Origin of the sequence: Metabacillus sp. B2-18 (assembly GCF_021117275.1) — a bacterium.
Taxonomy (GTDB): Bacteria; Bacillota; Bacilli; order Bacillales; family Bacillaceae; genus Metabacillus.
Map to the genome: position 1 here is coordinate 2,514,102 of NZ_CP088245.1, position 18,047 is coordinate 2,532,148.

Consider the following 18,047-nt stretch of genomic DNA (forward strand, 5'->3'; position numbering starts at 1 on the left):
CTAAAGAGTCAATACCAGTATTACTTGCCTTGCCCCAATAATATCATGGTTTCTGTTACCAATCATAATAAAATTATCTAGTGTTTGTTCACTGTACTTTCTAAAGCTTTAGTAGCAATATAGCCTCTTATTTCCCCCGACTCTCCAATTATAGGTATCTTATATAGTTCATAATTCAGTCTTCATACAGAAGATGATGACTAAACTTTGTATAAAGATAGAGAGCAATGGTCTTCATTCAGGGGATGAAGACCAAAATTCTATTATAACACAATAAAGAACAAACGTTCCTACAAAATCCCCAAATACTCCTCCAACACCCGAATCATCTCCACCTGATGTTCCTTCGCCAATTCATCATTCCAACTCTCATTTTCATAAATTAAAGCCATCTTCAATGAATCTAGCTTTTCTCGATTATTATTAATAAACCGTTGACGTTTTTCGTTAAACGGTAAATTACTATATTCTGAATTAACACTTCTGGAAACTAAGGCAAGGTTTCCGAATTTGTTTAATTGCTCTTGAGATACTGTGTTTGTATCGGTCATTTTCTGATTTTGTGGGGAAATATGTTCCACAGAGTTTTTGGCTGTTACTTTAAATTCTCTCCACTTGTTTCCCTTGTTTGCGTATTTCTCCCAAAGAACATACTCCAGCTTGTAAAACCAGTAATGAGGAAATTCTGTTCCAAGCTCCTCGTGTAAAATCTTTGTACTTAGTGTTGTTTTATAATCATGTTTTTCTAGAAAATGTCTAGTTCGCTCGATTAAGGTTTCGTCATCTTTAACCGCACATAGCAAGTGATTGTCTAGGTGCTTTAAATATGTATAGCTATCCTTCCCGTTGTTCTCTATTAAATAATGTAAATAAGGAGTTAACCAATAGTGTGTAGTAATTTGTTGGGAGTGATATAACACGCTTTGCAAAAGAGCCTCTCCCCGAGCTGTTGGTTCTCCTCTTTGCAATGAGTAATAAATATTTCTTCCATTTTTATTAGCATTTTTATATGTTCTTCGAATTGAATGGATTTCATGATCCTTAGGGCCAACCCATTTAATCACATGTTTATCAAAATAATAGCGAACTTTCCACAATAGCTCGATAAATTCCTTAATATCTTCATCTTTAACTGATTTTGTTAAAAAGTTCTCCGAAAAGATTATCAATATTTCTTTATCCGAAATTTTCGGGATATCATTTTGCTTTTTCTTTGCTAAATATATTCGTAATGTATGCTGCAGAAGCATGGGAAACGTCATAATGCTCCTTACGTCTTCACTATCATATTCGTCTTCATCATGTTTCTCCTCATCATTAAAGCTAGCACGAACATCCTCAGACTCTAATATATCTAACAAAGTCATAGACTCGTTGTTTTCTTCCTCATTCTCGTCGATTGCTGCTAACACTTTGGTCGCATCAGCCAATTGTTCCTCGCCAACCTTGGCAGCTTCCTGGTCAAATAAAGGAGTCGTTTTGATATGAGTTAGATCTTTAATATTTTTCTCAATATATTGATTCATATTTGCGCAAGCATCCCATAAGTTGCTGTACTTCATGCGGTCTTTTGCCTGAAGTTTATCTAGAAATCTAGCTTTCAAAATTTCATGATGCTGCAATTGAATGCCACGGTTGTTAATCACTTCAAACAATTTATTTAAATCGGTTTGCTCTGGTACCTCGGTAAAAACCAATTGAACCTTCTCATATATAAACTTAGCTATCTTGGCTGCATTCCCAGGTTTAACCCCCTCAAATTCAGAGTGAAATCGTCTAATTAATGCTAGTGCGTCATCAATATTGGCCGTTATATCTACGTTTTTAGTTCCGTTAATTAATAACTGAAATTTCTCATTGATTACCTCACGAATCGCAAAGTTTATTCGATTCTCTTCCTCATTTTCAATAAACGATTTTAGAGCACCAGCAAATACGATCGAAATCATCCAAAGTGTTGTAAATCGTTGCTGCCCATCGATTAAATCATATACCTTTCTTTGTTGGGTAGAAACGCATGAATTTTCAACAACGAGAACACCACCTAAGTAAAATAGCTCTTTTTCGTCATTAAAAGCAGCTTCTATATCTTCTAATAACGTCTTCACTTGTCCTTCTTGCCAAACATATAATCTCTGATAAATCGGGATATTAAAAAGAAATTGTTTTTCTACTAAACTCTTTAATGTGACTAAATTAGACTGTATTTCCATTTTCAATCTCCTTAACAAATGTATCCATCCAGCTTACTTTAAAATCGAAATTGTTTTTACCGTAAAAGGTCAAAATCCTCTCTATATAATAACCTCGCACACCCTTAACATGTTCAATACTTACTTTCGTGTAAGTATCGACTTTTTCTGAACAACGTAATAAAAACGTAAACACTTCTTCTGGTGTAAACGCATGACTAATCACATCAAGCAGGTTATTTTCGCTATCCTTTAAAAAATTCATCGGTGCTTGCTTCACTACATTTTGTTTTTCTAATCGAATTGCTCCAAGCAAATGATCTAGCCATAGCGAAAAACGAAACAACTGCTGTTCACCGAATTTGTCATAATACATCAGATTCGCCAGAATGAACAATTCCTTCAAGTAAACTAAACGGATAAATGTTTCCAGACATTATCATAAAAATCTCTAAACCTCTTTATTTCCTTACTAGTAACATTTTGATCTGTAAAAAGTAAGGTAATCACTTCTGCGTATCTTTTCGAAAAAAGAAAATAACCCAGTCCCTTACTAATCGGTTGTCTTAATGTAAAAGGAAGAGAGCTAGCATCGTGGCTATTTTCATTCACTTGTACTTCATAGTCTCCGTTATCTTTTACATAAAGTTTAGCTCCATAGGTATTGTGAAAATTAGGAAACAATTCGATTGTTGTGTCATCATCATTTTGTTTCGTGTTTCGCATAAATTCGGTTAACATGTCCTCATCATTTACTAGACTGATTTGTTTTTGTCCACGCCAAGTACGAGCACGAGAAAGATATTTTGTAAATAATTCTAACGTAAAATCTCCTTTTTTATGAAGAATCGGCTTGATGTTTTGGATGTTTTCCCAATCCTTCGCACAACGCTCCTGGATGGTTATATTATTTATTGCTCTAAGATGATAAGCCTTTAGTAAATCAGTAGGCTCCAGCTTTACTCCTCGATCATTTTGCGTATCAAAAAAGGTAAAAGCCAAATCCTCTGAAGGAGTTGTGATAAATGTGAATTGGATATTAGGAAACAATAAAGAAACCTTTTCTTTCCATGCTTTATTCTCATCATGGTGAAAGAACCTTTGAATGTTTTTAATATTTTTGATGGATTCTGGTGAGTTAAATTCCATCGCAATTTTGCCTTCTATTAATCTTCTATGTAATAGATAATACAGAATACTTAACGTAGTCATACGCTGCTGACCATCGATAATGAACAGCTTTTCTTTTTCATCATTTTTATGTAACAAGATGCTTCCCATATAATAAGGAACATTAGGCTGTGTTTCGAGGTGTTCTAGTAAGTCATTCAACAGCTCTTTTACCTTATTCACATTCCATACATATGGTCGTTGATAGGTATCGATTGCGATTGGATAAACTGCCTTTTCTTTAAAAAATTGCTCGAACGTACCAACCTCTACTTTTACATCATTCATTTTACTGGTTGTGGCGTATGTCATCCTTGCTCAGCTCCGTTTGTGTAGGTTTGATTCTGTTTTTTTGTAGTCTACTACTACTCTGCTAATTCCTTAGTACTAGAGTAGTTAATAGCTTAATTTTACCTCATTCGACATTTTTTGTTAATTTAACTATTAAGAATGAATGAAAAAAGCCTTCTAGAGTTAAGAAGACTAGTTCTTTCATTAAATATTTAGGTAGAAATATTAATTTCTTGATCTTTTATGATAATCACGTTCAATATCTTCTTTCCAGCTTCGATCAATTTTCTTCCCACTTCGCAGCTTTACTACGGCCTCGCTGACAGATTCATAATTTAATTGTGTTCCAATGTTGTCTGCGTGATAGTCAACGGCAAAGTCCTCTTCTATACCAAATTTTGCAGCAGTTGAAATGGCATCAATATTCGCACCTAGGAAGATGAAGTCCCATCCATATTTCTCTTTTTGGAGTGATATCATGTTCTTTATTTTGTCAGGAGTATATTCACGACTGCTATTTTCCATTCCATCTGTTGTGATGACGAATAGCACCTTGTCCGCTCGTTCTTCTTCACTTGTGTGTTTTTGTACATTTACGATTTTTTGGATAGACATCCCGATTGCATCTAATAATGCAGTAGTTCCTCCTACCTCATAATCCTCTTCAGATAATGGAGATATACCTTTTACATTGATTCGATCGTGTAAAAGTTCATATTGATGGTTGAATAGAGCTGTTGTGACGAAAGCTTCTCCTTCAGCTTTTTTTTGCTTGCTTAGCATTGAATTAAAGCCACCAATTGTGTCTGATTCAAGTCCTGCCATTGAACCACTTTTGTCTAAGATAAATACGATTTCTGTTATATTCTTTTTCATTTCTTGTCATCCTCCGTCATTAATTTATTTATAAATCAAGGATAACAAGATTTGAAAAAGTATCGGTCGCTTTCAAAGCGACATTTTATTAACCTTTGCTTTTTGTCTAGTTCTTTATTATTTATCATTAAACTTTCTTTTTGAACCTATCTCCGGTATTGGAATAAACCAATGCAAAAATAATAAGTGATAAAAATAAAATAAGACCAATCATAAATATAGCTTGGTTTTCTAACAGCTCACTCAATCCAAATAATAAGATGCTAAAGCTAATTCCATACATAATATTCCCCATAAACTTACACAAAGCTACTTCATCGTATTGAGCTTTTTCACTGTCAGGCATTGTATTGTAACCTGCAAGTAATGATGCTCCTTTTCCTTTTGAAAGCATAATACCAAAAATGAAGAACGGGATTGAAATAATAAGGCTGGCTACTCCCAAACAAGTTACCTCCTTTCCTTTTCCTATCAATTATCTGTTGATTAAACAATCGAGCGTTTAAAATTAATACGTTCTTAATAAGTCATATGTTTCATTAATTGAATATAGTCAGCAACCTATATTCGTTCAAACGCCTTCATTACTATCTTTTTTAACAAATAGAGAAATTTTAGACTTTTTTCATAGGTGTTAATCATTAATTAATAGTTCATTTATCCTATAAAATCTATTATTTTTTATAAAAATATTATAGAATAGTAAAAACAAATAAGCTTTAAATAAAGGAGAGCATATGGACCTCATTAAATACCTATCAACCCTTACAACATATGAACCGCAGCTTCGATTACTGATAGACTTAATTCCTGAGTTTATTGTGCTAAAAGATGGTAAAGGCAGATGGCTTGTCACGAATAAACTAGTGCTTAATTCCTATGGATTTAAAGAGGATTTTCCCTACCATGGAAAAACAGATTTGGAGTTAGCAGAGATTTTACCAAGTCAACGACATAACTTTATGTATAATATGGAAACAGATGAAATGGCATGGGGAAATGGAAAAGAGATCCAAATTGAAAAATCTTTCCAAACTCCTGATGGTATAGCTAGAACTTGGGAAGTAATTAAAACACCAATATTTGATAAAAACGGTAATAGAAGTCACTTAGTAATTGTTAGTAGAGAAATAACAAAACGAAAAAACGCGGAAGATGCATTGAAAATAAGTGAAACTAACTTTCGTTTTATCGCTGAAAATATGAGAGATATTCTTATAACAATTGATTGTAAAGGAATGATTACGTATTTATCCCCATCCTTTGAAAAAGTAACAGGCTACTCAATCATAGAATATATAAATCGTGAAGCCTTTGAATTAATGAATTACATCCATCCAAACAAATACAACGCTTTTAGACAGGTTTACCGAGAGTTACTAACTAACAGAACTAATTTTAATAAAAATTTTGAATTCCAATTTCTTAAAAAAGATGGCCAATATATTTGGCTTGAGGCAAATGTAAATACCACTTATAACGAAAATGGGGGCTTTGATAAATTAGTTTTAGTCGCTCGAGATATTATTGAACGTAAACATTACCAAACTCAATTAGAAACATATGCATATTATGACCATTTAACAAATATTCCAAATCGCCGTTTTTTCATGGACAAGCTATCAGAAGAAATTTCGAGAGCAAAAAACTCTGTTCATTTCTTAGCATTAATGTATTTAGATATTGATCACTTTAAAAGAATAAATGATACAATGGGTCATGAAATTGGTGATCAGTTGCTTGTCATGCTTACAAGGAGAATTCAGAACATTCTTCGAAACACAGATGTACTGGCTCGATTAGGAGGAGATGAATTTGCTATTATATTACCAGATTTATCAAGTACAGATGAAGCAAAAATAATTGGGGAGCGAATTGTCAATAAATTAAAGGAACCCTGGCATATTAAGGGGCATACTTTCCAGACAACTTCATCAATTGGAATAGCGTTCTATTTAAATGATGGAACTAGTCCTCAATCATTGGTTTGTAACGCTGATAAAGCCTTATATAAAGCAAAGGTAAATGGACGAGCGCATGTAAGTTTTTATAGTAATTGATATTTTACAATTCTGTAGGAAACCACATATAATTAGGTTTCCTATTTTTTTATCTTATCTTTTAAATGTCATTTTTATAAGCCTTTTATTTAGCATTTTTGCTTGCTTAGCATTGAAGTAAAGCTATCAATTCTCATTTAAGCACCTAATAAAGGCTGATCAAAAGCAAATAAGGCTTCATTAATTTCGTGAATATCATAGTTGTTTTGCTGGATAAAGAATTCAACAATCACATCAAATTTACTACTGCGTGACAATGTATATCCTGCTGCTGACAGCAGATCGTTTGTTTCGACTTCATTAAGTTGTAATGCTATAGCAAAGGCTATCGCTGTTTTCTTTTTAGGTAAATATTCCGATGCATTACGTATTTTTGAAAACAAGCGACGATCAATATTTGCTCTTTTATAAGTCTCAACATCAGTCATTCCTCTTTCATCAATTAAGCGCAGCAGACGTTCTGAAAATGACTCATCAAGATCTTCTATTAGATCTGCTAAACTATTTTCTAAGATGGGCTCGCTTTGTTTTTCATAAAGCTCTTCTGGTATAGCCTCCATATTAAATCGGCGGCTAAACGTGCTCTCTATTTCCTCAACATAATGCTCATCAATATATTCATTGATCGATTTAAACAGCTTCTGACTTAAACCAAATGATGCTTTATCAAAGACTACTAGATATACCAGCATGTCATGATACAGTAAAAAGGTACTAATGGTAGAAACGGCAATTTGTAATGCATCTTCTTTTGGGTAGCCGTAAATCCCAGTTGAGATGAGTGGAAAAGCAACTGACTCACATTCGTATTTTTTTGCTAGCTCTAAAGAATGTTCATACGAGCTTTTCAACAGAGCTGCTTCTTGATGGGAGCCACCCTTCCAAATAGGTCCTGGTGTATGAATAATATATTTAGCAGGTAACTGAAATCCATCAGTGATGACAGCTTCTCCAACAGAACAGGCTCCTATTTCATTACATGCATGCCTCAACTCATGAACACCAGCAGCTTGAAAAATAGCTCCACAAACACCTCCACCCATTTTCAAATCTGTATTTGCAGCATTTACAATCGCATCTACCTTCATATTGGTAAGGTTATTACGTACAATTTCTAATGGCATGAAGATCGTCTCCCTTTTTTCATTCCTTTTCTATGAAAAATTCGAACGTTTATTAAATGAGCTAGCTACTTTATTCCATACTTTCATTCTACCACGGGCTTTATTTTATGTTTTAATCGCTACGAAAAAATAAGAAATTAATTATATTTGTTGCTAACCTTGAATTACTTTTCAATTTTCTAGTCTTTGGTTATAATAATACTAGAGAAATCATAAACTAAAAAAGACTGTTCGGTGCTAGAACACCAAACAGTCATACAATAGCTAGGTTCCCACTAAGGGGATCAGCGATTTTGTAAGATAACTCACCTGTCGCCGGCTAAGCTCAAGGGTGGGTTATTTTTTGTCTCTAAAAGATATGATGGACAACACCAAACCTGCAAATGCCATCATAAGCATTAACGTTTGAAATACTGTCAACATACGCATCACCCCCTTTCCATACGGGGTAATGCTGACCACCCATGAGTTTACCTAGCTATTGCATTTCTATTATATCACAATCCAGAACATTCGTTCCGATAATCTGCTATTAATTATCTATCTACACATAGAATAACTAAACTAACTTCTACCCCAACGATTCACTAATCTAACTCTTCTACACTATGTACTTCTTTATCTAAAATATAAACACCATAAAAAATGAAACCTTCCATTATACTTAACCGTATTAAGTATATAACCAATCAAATAACTCACATCGAAAGGAGAACATCATGGTAAACATTCTTATCTTTTCTCTTATTATTGGATTATTAGCAGCCGTTATCATAATTCCTTTTACGAAACAAAAGCAGTCAAATAAAGATAACAAAACACCTAAAAATAAGCCAAGTATAAGAGTACTTAGCATTTTTTCGGTCATCATTATGATCACAATGTTTGCAGTTTACTATTTTACAAATTTAGATCGTAATATCTCTTCATTATGGATCTTTATCATCATTGTTTCAGCATTAGGTATGATCATTGCCACAGGAAAGGAAAAACTGGTAAAGGGGCTACTCTTCTTAGGAAGTCTTGTATTTGGAATTTATCTACTTGTAGCACCGGTTTTTAATGCTGACGAAAAATTTAAACTTGTAGAGATGGAAGAATTAGTTGAAATTAAAGCGTTTGATGAAAACAAAACCCCTGCAAGTGTTCCACCTCAGTTTGCTAGAAATAAAATGAAAAAGTCGTTCGGTCAAGTTCCTAATACAAGTTATTATGAACTTGGAAATCTGCAGGTTCAAAAAGTAAATGGAGAATACGTTTATATTGCACCAGTTGAGTTCTCTGGATTTTTCAAATGGTTGAATGGCGATGAAACACCAGGCTACTTCACTTTAAGTGCCACAGATTCTTCTGATAATCCAAAATTTATAAAATCGGAAATGATCTTTACACCATCCTCTTATCTTAATAAAAATGTTGAACGTCATATAAGAATGAATTATCCTAAGCATATTTTTTATGGTGATGTTCAATTAGAGATTGACGAAGATGGTAAGCCATATTATATCCGTACCTATGGTCAATTTGTTTCAGCTCGTAATGGATTTGAGGCTATAGGAATTGTTATGGTTGATCCTAAGAGTGGGAATACAAAGGATTATAAGCTAGCAGAAGTACCTTCATTTATTGATGGAGCTGTTTCGCCTGAAGCTGTGAGCTTACAGAACAGCTATTATGGAAATTATATACATGGATTTTGGAACAGTATTTTTGGTAAATCTGATGTGAAGCTACCTTCTGATGAAGGAACCGAAGCAAACGTAAGTCCAATCTTTAATGAAGATGGTGACATGTATTATTTCACTGATTTTACTAGTCCTAAAGAAGGCGTAGATTCTATGCTAGGATATTCGCTTACGAATTCTAGAACAGGAAAGGCAACCTATTATACAGGAAATTTAGAAGAATCGTACATGGATTCCCAAGGCGCTCTTCAAATTATCGAAAAGAAATTTATTGAGAAAAAATGGCATGGTGAAATGCCAGTTTTATATAATTTTTATGGAGAAGCTAGCTGGTTAACACCTGTTTTGGACTCAAACGGTTTCTTACAAAACTACTTTATTGTTTCTGCCGCCAATCCAGAAATATCCGTATATGCCGCTTCACCTAATCAAGCACTTAAACAATACAAAATAGCCCTGCAAAAAGGTGGAAGTTCAGTAGATGGTACTTCTAAAGCTGAAGAAAAAACATTATCAGGCAAAGTCGTACGTGTTTACAAAGAAAAATCTGGGGATTTCACGATGGTGTCATTTTTGTTAGATAGTGGAAATAATTTCGTGATATCATCAGAAAATTCTCCATTGGCTATTTATTTACAAGAGAATGATCAAGTGAAGATTACCTATCTTGATACAGGAGAAAGCTTCTTGCCAGTTAAGGAGATGAGAATTGAAGGGTTGGAATAATGAATAAAAGCTTTTTAATACTATAAAATTGTCAACTTTCATTTCTTTTTAAAACCTTATCCTTTGATAATATAAAAAAGACTGTTCGGTGCGCGAAAACCAAACAGTCATCCAATAGCTAGGTTCCTGTCAAGAGGATCAGCGAGGTTTGAAGATAACTCACCTTTCCCGGTTAAGGTTCAGGTGGGTTATTTCTTGTCTCTAAAAGAGATACAACGGACTACACCAAACTTGCAAATACAATCATTAATATTTTTTCACAAAGAAATCTAATAGCTCCTTGGCACTATGTACTTCTTCATCCGGTTTATAGGCAGCATTAGCAGGTATATCTTTCTTACGATGATTCATCCAGATTGCCTGCCAGCCTGCTTGCTTTGCTCCAATTATATCCTTTTCATAATTGTCCCCGATATAAACCGTTTTGGCTTGATCAAGATCCATTTTCTGTTCAATAAATTCAAACACTTCTCTTTTCGGTTTTGCATGGCCAATACTTCCAGAAATAAACGTCTTTTCTGCAGGAATCCAACGGTCAAGACCGAGCTGCTCTATTTTCATGGCTTGATGTTTTTCTTCACCATTTGTAAGAATCCCAAGTTGATTCTCATCTTTGTAAAGAAGATTCAGTAGCTCCTCCACTTCCGGAAACAATGTAATATTGTTTTGTTCAGCTACGTATGTTTCATGAAAAATAGCCGCCTTTTCCGTATCAATCGGAATATTAAAGTCATTACAAGCAGAAATTATTCGGCCGGTTTGCCATTCAAATTGAGATATTTCACCAGCTTCACTTTTATCAAATAAGATCTCACTATACTTTCGACTAGCTTTATATAATTGGTCAATTTCCTCATCTGATAAAGCTACTTGAAACAGCTGCCTTACCGTTTTATGAAAAGATTGTGCTTGGTCGTAAAGTGTATCATCGACGTCAAAAATATATGTATTCATATTTACAGCGCTCCTCTTGATATGACAATCATACTGATTATGAGAAATAAAAAACGAAGGGCAATATTTCCCATCGTTTTTATGTTCTATTTAAATTATTTATTATTTTTAGTTTTTAGAAAATAAATTTCCTTCTCTAGTTTATTAACTTTGTCAGCAATAAATTCAAATTCATTTATCCTTTGCTCGTTTGTTAATTCGACTGACTACCAACACCATCAAGTTTTGCATCAATCTTGTCAAAACGATCGTGCATTTCATCTTTAAATTCTGTCATATCTATTTTTAAGCTCTTTAAATCTTTGTTCACTTCAGTTTTAAGTTCTGTCATTTCTAATTTCATATTCTTTAAATCTTTGTTCATTTCAGTGAGTAGGTTAAGAATTTTTTCATCCATTATATCACCTCTACCTGATATTATAATATAAATTTGTCAGCTTTTGTTTACTACTTCAGATTAAATAGATCATTACATAAGCATCATACTCCTTTTATGCTGGGTAATGATTACCACCCCTGATTATATCTATATTTTACCACAAAACAGGAACACCTGTTCTTATTTGTGTAAAAATTTATCAAAAATTCATTTTCAAAACCTTTTTAAATAAAATTTGAAATGCTATGATACTCTAGTAAATCCATTATTTGGAGGCCATCATGAAAAAAACGGTTAAAGTAGTTGCTGCCATTATAGAAAATGATCTAAACGAAATACTTTGTGCTTTAAGATCACCGGAAATGGCTATGCCTAATATGTGGGAATTCCCTGGAGGAAAAGTTGAAAAAGACGAAGACATTTATTCTGCTTTAGTGAGAGAGATTAAAGAAGAGCTAAATTGTAAGATTGAAACAGTAGAATTGTTTCATAACAATATACATGAGTATGAGACCTTTATAATAAATTTAATTGCAGTTAAATGTAAAATAGTTGATGGAACACCAACACCTAGTGAGCATTCTACTCTCATATGGTTGAAAAGAGAAAATCTTGAGTCTTTGAAATGGGCGCCGGCTGATGTTCCGGCAGTTGAGGAACTGATGAGTGAAATCTAACTTCATTCTTAACTTTATGTATGGAATAGTCATTCTCTACTCGGAACAATACAGATCTTTAATTAATATAAAATAATAAATAAAAAACTGTTCGGTGCTGAGACACCAAACAGTTTTACAAATTAACCTCTAAGCTCTTTCATTAAGTTCAGTATCATGTCTGCCAGTTTTTGAGATTAAATAGTCAATGTCAACTTTCATACCCTTCATCTCATCAGAAACATCTTGTTTTAAATCTGTCATATCTACTCTTATGTCTTTAATCTCTGAAAGAATTTGCACTTCTTCCATTAAAATCAACTCCATCAGTATTTATTCTATCATATCAAACTGATTGTAGTTATCCTGTTAATATTTGGTAATTCATAAGCCGATTTTAAGTAAATCGATCGTTCAACATGCAACTAAAAATCTCAGGTGGGCTCATAATTACATCAAACACCACAATCACAGACCTATATTCCGCCATATCGTCTTTTTCTTTGTCCGTATTCTTTTAAAGCATGTAAAAAGTCAGTCTCAGAGAAATCCGGCCAAAGGACATCGGTAAACCAGAACTCTGTGTAGGCTAGCTGCCAAAGAAGAAAATTACTTAGGCGCATTTCCCCTCCTGTACGAATAAGAAGATCGGGGTCTTTCATACCAGTTGTATAAAGGTATCCTGAAAACTGCTGTTCATCTAGTTCATTAAGTGACAATTTTTCATCATTTAGATCCTTGAACATCTTTTTCATCGCTTTTAGAATCTCATGTCTACTACCATAATTGAGTGCAATATTCAGCTGAAGCCCATCATTTCCCTTGGTACGGTCAATCGCATACTGAACGGCTTCACGTGTATGTGCTGGAAGATTATCCATATCACCGATTGCCTCAATGCGTACATTATTAGCTATAAGCTCTGGTAAATATATAGACAGAAACTCCTTTGGAAGCCTCAAAATAGAGTCTACCTCTGACTTCGGACGTTTCCAGTTTTCCGTGGAAAAGGTATAAAGCGTTAGAACCTTAACCCTGGATTTGACTGCTATCTTGACAATTTTAACGACAGTTGATACCCCTTCTTTATGACCAGCAACTCTTGGCATACCACGATTTCTAGCCCACCGTCCGTTTCCGTCCATAATGATCGCAACATGGTCTGGTGTATGAAAATCTGATGTATCTTCTTCTGGATTATGAAAGGGTTCTTCTAATTGTTTACTATTAAGAAAAGGAATTTTCATTGAAATTTTCCGCCTCCTGTTATATTCCTAATTATCCTCGCCACTTTTGTATTCTAAAATATCACCAGGCTGACATTCTAATGCCTTACAAATGGCATCTAAAGTTGATAATCGAATCGCTTTTGCCTTTCCGTTTTTCAATATAGAAAGATTCGCCATTGTCATTCCTACCCTCTCCGATAGTTCCGTGACACTCATCTTTCTTTTCGCTAACATCACATCGATATTTATAATAATTGCCATTGTTTTCACCACCTCAGACCGTTAAATCATTTTCTGATTTTATATGAATAGCCTCTTGTAAAAGTCTTTGGAGTACGGCAGCAAAGACTGCAATAACCATTGATGCACCAATAATGACCATACCGATTAAGATGAGGCCTGGTGCGTCGTCCCACTCGGCTATGATATAGACAAATGGTAGGTTTACCACATAAAAACCACTTATGGCAATGGCACATTTTTTTATCTTCTTAAGAGCTATTACAGATAAATCTGAGAAAGCTTGGTTTTGATCAATATAACTCAATAGCCTTAAAGCTTGATACAACGCAAAGTAAAACGGGATCGCTGATATATACATTAAAAATAAAATACTAAATACAATATAAGCCAACTCAGAACCCATTTTTACTTGCTCAATTGCTTCAGTTGCTATCTGAGGTAATAAAAAGATACACAATGCAAGAACAGGAATCCCCCTAAAAATAACAGCCGTTTTTAAGAGGAATGTTGATCCGCGTTTCATAAAAAGCACCTCACTGTTTTGTTATCATTTTGAAATTTAACACACTTTTTATCGTTTTACAATAAATATTTATCAGAATGTATGTAATTTTTACTGATAAACCTTATGTAATAGCAGAAAGCATTATTTATAAAGGGTAATGCCTGGATTTAGATACAATTACTATTCAAGGGGTCTTAAAAGATGTGAAAGGGAAACTTTTATGAGGGATATCATGAAAAAAGCGGTTAAAGTTGTTGCTGCAATTAGTGGAAATGACCAAAACAAAATTCTTTGTGGTTTAAGATCGCCGCAAATGGCCATGCCAAATATGTGGGTTAGGTACTACTTTCAATTATTAAAGTAGTAATTTGTTGGTAATTATTAATTGATTAGATTGATAATTTTTCCTCGATCAGCATTTTCCCCTTTATTTTACATATTTCTATAGAAGGCTTGTCTCGTGGTAAATGTTCTATCCATACATAATATGTGCTAATTATGTCAGTGCAAAATAGTAATCAATCAGGTTATTGGTTGGTAGATAAGAAAAGGTAAAAATATTAATCTTCACAGTCATCTCCTCTACAACTAGATCAATCTAATATCAAAAACCCCCACAAACGTTGATTTAACAACATTCATGAGGGCTTAACATAGTTTAAAACGGAACCTTCTTATAATACCTTCTCGTTGTAAGTGGATGATTTCGCTCTTTCTCAAGGTGGCAGCTTACTCGTTCCAGTAGAGTGGCGAGTATAATTGGAGAAAGTAGTCGTCTTAGTTCAGGAGAGATTCCTTTTAGTTCGTAGTCCTTTGTATCAAATACAGTGAGTTCCTTAGAATAATGCTCCGCAAAGCGTTGAACTCGTTCGGTAAGCGTTCGAGATTTGTCTTCTCCTTTTAAAAGGATGATACTTGTATCTTGTTCTACTAATTCTAGTGTGCCATGGAAAAAATCAGATGCATGAACTGGTCGTGTTTTAATCCATTGCATTTCTTCTAAAATACACATGCCATAATAATAGGCTTGACCCCAATCTACTCCGGTTCCGGAAAGTATGTGGTAAGGTGTTTCTCTATGTTTACTCGCAAAAACTTCAGCACGGTTTTCAGTAGCTTCCTTTACCTTCAATAAAGCAGCTGGTAGTTGCATCATCTCTTCAACAAATTGATGATACTCAGGTAATTCATTACGTTTATACATTAACCTGAAGGCTAGGAGATAGGATTGAATATAAAAAGATTCACAGGATGTATCGTCTTCGGCAAAATTAACAAAAGTGTAATCGGTCATTGTAGCTAACGGAGTATTTGCATGACCAACTAAGCTAATGCTTGTTGCGCCCTTTTCCTTACAAAAGCTTGCCGCTTCAATTGTTTCTTTTGTTGTACCAGATAACGAAGGTAGAATGACTAATGATTTTTCACTCAAATGCTTGTGATCCATATACATTAATTCTGAAGAAATTTCTGTATAAACGGGCAAAGTTGAGTTATTTTTCAGGTTATATTCGGCAGCGAACATTAAAATAGCTGCTCCACCTGTACCAACGAAAAAAACATTTTCAATTCCTTGCTCGACAATTTCGTCAATGGCTTGATTCATCTCATCCTTTAACGACAGTGCACCGTTTTGTATGTTCAAAAATCTTTCTACATCAAAATTGAACATCCATGCTCCTCCTTAATAGTCCATTTTACGGTAGTATCTTCTGATATCTAACGAATGATCTCTTTCTCGCTCAAGATATACACTAATTCGACCTGTTAGAGCCCAGTTTACATTGATTGCTACATGCTTTCGGAATTCTTCACTAATTCCTGGTAGTGCATAATCCTTCGTATCAAGAATGAAGAGTTCCTTCGTAATTTTTTCTGCAAAACGTTCGACTCTTTCAGCTAATGGCCGTGTTTCATCTTCTCCTTTAAAAATGATCATACTTGTATCTTCTTCTACCAGCTCAAGTGTGCCATGGAAAAATTCAGCCGCATGAATAGATTTTGATTTAATCCACTGCATTTCTTCTAATATGCACATGGCATAAGAATACGTATTACCCCAAAGATTCCCTGCTCCTACTAGCATATGATATTTAGTATTTTTGTGGCGGATCGCAAATTGCTCAGCTCTTGAATCAAATTCCTCCATTGCCTGAGCCATCGCTTCTGGTAAGGCAGCCAATTCATTTGCAAACTTATCATATTGTGGAAACTCATTTTGATTGTGAATAAAACGGAATGTTACTAGCTGTAGGTGAAGAAAGAATGTGTCAAACGAATGTTTTTCATGACCAGTAGAAATGCGATAATCTACGACTTCCCCTAGTGGTGTATCTGGTAAGGCAACTAACCCAATTGTTGTAGCTCCTTTTTCTTTACAAAACTCTGCCGCAGCTACTGTTTCCTTTGTTGTGCCTGTTACAGAAGCGAAGATACAGACAGAATCTTTTGTAAGATGACGATTATTCATAACAAGAAGCTCAGCCGCGATTTCTGCATGCACATCAATGGTTGAATTTGATTTAAAAATATATTCATAAGGAAGCATCATCGCAATCGTACCGCCAGAGCCAATTAAAAAGATGTTTTTAAACCCTTTATTTGAGATCTCATCTACAATATTCTCAATCTCTTCTCTTTTAGAAAGTCCAACTTTACCTACTAATTCGACAAACTGTTCTTTATCAAATTTCAACATTATGATTCCTCCATATCTATTTGTTTTTTAATGATATTGCCTTTTATATAATGAAGCCTTTGATATGTTACAAAACATATCAATGCAAATCCACCTATACCTACGCATGATAAGAGAAAGACAGTTGGACCAAAGGAATCAAATACGATTCCACCAAACAAGGGGCCAATGGTACGCCCAACATTTGCTGATCCGTTCACAATACCTTGATACATCCCTTTTTTACCCTGCGGAGCTAAATAATCGGCAATCGCAGGAACCAATGGAAAAATGAGAATTTCTCCTATAGTCATAATCACCATCGAGATAAGAAAGATATGATAAGCACTGCTTTGTGAAAGTAGCGTGAAGGCGATCATGTAGAAAATCACACCAACAACTAATTGCCACATCCACGCAATGTTTTTACGTAACATATACCATTGAATAACCGGCTGAAGCGAGATAATGACTATGCCATTTATTGTCCAAATCAAACTATAGGATGCTAAGTTAAAGCCGATTTGAAGCATATAACTGGATATCGTCGTTTGCCATTGATTATAGATAATCCAGCAGAACATAAATCCTAAGCACAAGAGAATTAGTGATGAAAGATTATTATGTTTATAAAATTTGATGGGCTGTTGGTATCCGGATTGCTTTTCATTAGTAGATTGGCTGTCACGATTTGGTTCATCAAGCAGAGTCAAGACAATCAAAAGAAAAATGATATAGGTGAAAGCATTTACCCAAAAAACATAACGAAAGGCAAACCCTGCTACAATTCCCCCTAATGCGGTACCTACTGCAACACCAATATTTAAAATTAGGTAGATAAGATGAAAACTTTTACTTCCCCCTTCTTCCCAGACATTGCCTGCAAGTGCATAAATAGGGGGAAAGATCGAACCTATGCTAACTCCTAAGAAAATCATTGAGATGATATACCATGGCCACGATAAACCTATCGAAATAAACAGTAGTAGAATGACGGAAGATATCCCTCCGTAAAGAAGAGTTCTCTTGCCGCGGATACGATCATATAAATAGCCACCTAGAAAACTACCAACAATTTCAGCTGCAGAATGGAGCATTAAGACAAATCCTGCTTCAGATAATGTCCGATTCATACCGTGTGTGATATAAATCGTGTGTAAGGGCCAAAGAAATGCCATACCTGTTGAATTAATCAACATGGCAACTAATAAAACCTTCAGATTTCTTGGATAAGACCTCCAAAATGCCATAAAATGAACCCTCTTTTTTAGGTAGCAGGC

20 protein-coding genes are annotated in these 18,047 nt (G+C 34.5%); 4 read left to right on the forward strand and 16 right to left on the reverse strand.

Annotated elements, in window-relative coordinates:
- Positions 1 to 290 precede the first annotated feature (290 nt).
- From LPC09_RS12605 to LPC09_RS12625, 5 genes are all read right to left on the reverse strand, one after another.
- Positions 291 to 2,213 carry a DUF262 domain-containing protein gene (locus LPC09_RS12605; protein WP_231309664.1) on the reverse strand — a complete coding sequence of 641 codons (1,923 nt, stop codon included), beginning with the start codon at positions 2,211 to 2,213 and terminating at the stop codon, positions 291 to 293.
- Positions 2,197 to 2,598 carry a DUF7834 domain-containing protein gene (locus LPC09_RS12610; protein WP_442920027.1) on the reverse strand — a complete coding sequence of 134 codons (402 nt, stop codon included), beginning with the start codon at positions 2,596 to 2,598 and terminating at the stop codon, positions 2,197 to 2,199. Before LPC09_RS12610 ends, LPC09_RS12605 begins: the two co-directional genes overlap by 17 nt.
- 5 nt (positions 2,599 to 2,603) lie before the next feature.
- Positions 2,604 to 3,674 (reverse strand): DUF262 domain-containing protein, encoded by a 1,071-nt coding sequence (locus LPC09_RS12615; RefSeq protein ID WP_231309666.1) that lies wholly within the window; start codon positions 3,672 to 3,674, stop codon positions 2,604 to 2,606.
- A 204-nt stretch (positions 3,675 to 3,878) separates the two neighbouring features.
- Complete coding sequence (locus tag LPC09_RS12620) at positions 3,879 to 4,529, reverse strand: vWA domain-containing protein (RefSeq protein WP_231309667.1); 651 nt, start codon at positions 4,527 to 4,529, stop codon at positions 3,879 to 3,881.
- Positions 4,530 to 4,656: 127 nt separating this feature from the next.
- Positions 4,657 to 4,974 (reverse strand): DUF3784 domain-containing protein, encoded by a 318-nt coding sequence (locus LPC09_RS12625; protein ID WP_231309668.1) that lies wholly within the window; start codon positions 4,972 to 4,974, stop codon positions 4,657 to 4,659.
- Between the two features lie 292 nt (positions 4,975 to 5,266).
- Between LPC09_RS12625 and LPC09_RS12630 the strand changes: the two genes are divergently transcribed.
- Positions 5,267 to 6,589, forward strand: a complete 1,323-nt coding sequence (locus tag LPC09_RS12630; RefSeq protein ID WP_231309669.1) for a sensor domain-containing protein — start codon at positions 5,267 to 5,269, stop codon at positions 6,587 to 6,589.
- 137 nt (positions 6,590 to 6,726) lie between these two features.
- Here the strand turns inward: LPC09_RS12630 and LPC09_RS12635 are convergent, their stop codons facing one another.
- Together LPC09_RS12635 and LPC09_RS27630 are read right to left on the reverse strand one after the other, a co-directional pair.
- Positions 6,727 to 7,713, reverse strand: a complete 987-nt coding sequence (locus tag LPC09_RS12635; protein WP_231309670.1) for a macro domain-containing protein — start codon at positions 7,711 to 7,713, stop codon at positions 6,727 to 6,729.
- A 336-nt stretch (positions 7,714 to 8,049) separates the two neighbouring features.
- A complete protein-coding gene (locus tag LPC09_RS27630) occupies positions 8,050 to 8,142 on the reverse strand; it encodes a putative holin-like toxin (RefSeq protein ID WP_373995096.1) in 93 nt (30 codons plus the stop codon).
- Positions 8,143 to 8,432: 290 nt separating this feature from the next.
- Here LPC09_RS27630 and LPC09_RS12640 point away from each other — a divergent pair, with 290 nt between their 5' ends.
- The gene (locus tag LPC09_RS12640; RefSeq protein WP_231309671.1) at positions 8,433 to 10,124 is read left to right on the forward strand and encodes an MFS transporter; all 1,692 of its coding nucleotides are present in this window, start codon (positions 8,433 to 8,435) and stop codon (positions 10,122 to 10,124) included.
- Positions 10,125 to 10,370: 246 nt separating this feature from the next.
- Here the strand turns inward: LPC09_RS12640 and LPC09_RS12645 are convergent, their stop codons facing one another.
- Both LPC09_RS12645 and LPC09_RS12650 read right to left on the reverse strand, forming a co-directional pair.
- Complete coding sequence (locus tag LPC09_RS12645; protein WP_231309672.1) at positions 10,371 to 11,078, reverse strand: HAD family hydrolase; 708 nt, start codon at positions 11,076 to 11,078, stop codon at positions 10,371 to 10,373.
- Positions 11,079 to 11,271: 193 nt separating this feature from the next.
- On the reverse strand, positions 11,272 to 11,475 hold the full coding sequence (locus LPC09_RS12650; RefSeq protein ID WP_231309673.1) for a hypothetical protein: 204 nt from the start codon (positions 11,473 to 11,475) through the stop codon (positions 11,272 to 11,274).
- 263 nt (positions 11,476 to 11,738) lie between these two features.
- Here LPC09_RS12650 and LPC09_RS12655 point away from each other — a divergent pair, with 263 nt between their 5' ends.
- On the forward strand, positions 11,739 to 12,134 hold the full coding sequence (locus LPC09_RS12655) for a (deoxy)nucleoside triphosphate pyrophosphohydrolase (RefSeq protein WP_231309674.1): 396 nt from the start codon (positions 11,739 to 11,741) through the stop codon (positions 12,132 to 12,134).
- A 129-nt stretch (positions 12,135 to 12,263) separates the two neighbouring features.
- On the opposite strand, the gene LPC09_RS12660 is transcribed toward LPC09_RS12655, so the two are convergent.
- The 4 genes from LPC09_RS12660 to LPC09_RS12675 all read right to left on the reverse strand — a co-directional run bounded on the left by LPC09_RS12660 (position 12,264) and on the right by LPC09_RS12675 (position 14,108).
- Positions 12,264 to 12,425, reverse strand: coding sequence for a hypothetical protein (locus LPC09_RS12660; protein WP_231309675.1), 162 nt, complete (start codon positions 12,423 to 12,425; stop codon positions 12,264 to 12,266).
- Positions 12,426 to 12,589: 164 nt separating this feature from the next.
- Complete coding sequence (locus tag LPC09_RS12665) at positions 12,590 to 13,366, reverse strand: undecaprenyl pyrophosphate synthase (protein WP_231309752.1); 777 nt, start codon at positions 13,364 to 13,366, stop codon at positions 12,590 to 12,592.
- Positions 13,367 to 13,387: 21 nt separating this feature from the next.
- Positions 13,388 to 13,603, reverse strand: coding sequence for a helix-turn-helix domain-containing protein (locus LPC09_RS12670; protein WP_231309676.1), 216 nt, complete (start codon positions 13,601 to 13,603; stop codon positions 13,388 to 13,390).
- 13 nt (positions 13,604 to 13,616) lie between these two features.
- On the reverse strand, positions 13,617 to 14,108 hold the full coding sequence (locus LPC09_RS12675) for a DUF2975 domain-containing protein (RefSeq protein ID WP_231309677.1): 492 nt from the start codon (positions 14,106 to 14,108) through the stop codon (positions 13,617 to 13,619).
- 214 nt (positions 14,109 to 14,322) lie between these two features.
- On the opposite strand from LPC09_RS12675, the gene LPC09_RS12680 reads away from it, so the two are divergent.
- Complete coding sequence (locus LPC09_RS12680) at positions 14,323 to 14,454, forward strand: NUDIX hydrolase (RefSeq protein WP_331275803.1); 132 nt, start codon at positions 14,323 to 14,325, stop codon at positions 14,452 to 14,454.
- 294 nt (positions 14,455 to 14,748) lie between these two features.
- Here the strand turns inward: LPC09_RS12680 and LPC09_RS12685 are convergent, their stop codons facing one another.
- The 3 genes from LPC09_RS12685 to LPC09_RS12695 are packed head-to-tail and all read right to left on the reverse strand — an operon-like array spanning position 14,749 to position 18,017.
- Positions 14,749 to 15,762, reverse strand: coding sequence for an SIS domain-containing protein (locus LPC09_RS12685; RefSeq protein ID WP_231309678.1), 1,014 nt, complete (start codon positions 15,760 to 15,762; stop codon positions 14,749 to 14,751).
- Positions 15,763 to 15,774: 12 nt separating this feature from the next.
- Positions 15,775 to 16,788, reverse strand: coding sequence for an SIS domain-containing protein (locus tag LPC09_RS12690; RefSeq protein ID WP_231309679.1), 1,014 nt, complete (start codon positions 16,786 to 16,788; stop codon positions 15,775 to 15,777).
- Positions 16,788 to 18,017 (reverse strand): MDR family MFS transporter, encoded by a 1,230-nt coding sequence (locus tag LPC09_RS12695; protein WP_231309680.1) that lies wholly within the window; start codon positions 18,015 to 18,017, stop codon positions 16,788 to 16,790. The genes LPC09_RS12690 and LPC09_RS12695 overlap by 1 nt, the downstream gene beginning before the upstream one ends.
- Between the last annotated feature and the right edge of the window lie 30 nt (positions 18,018 to 18,047).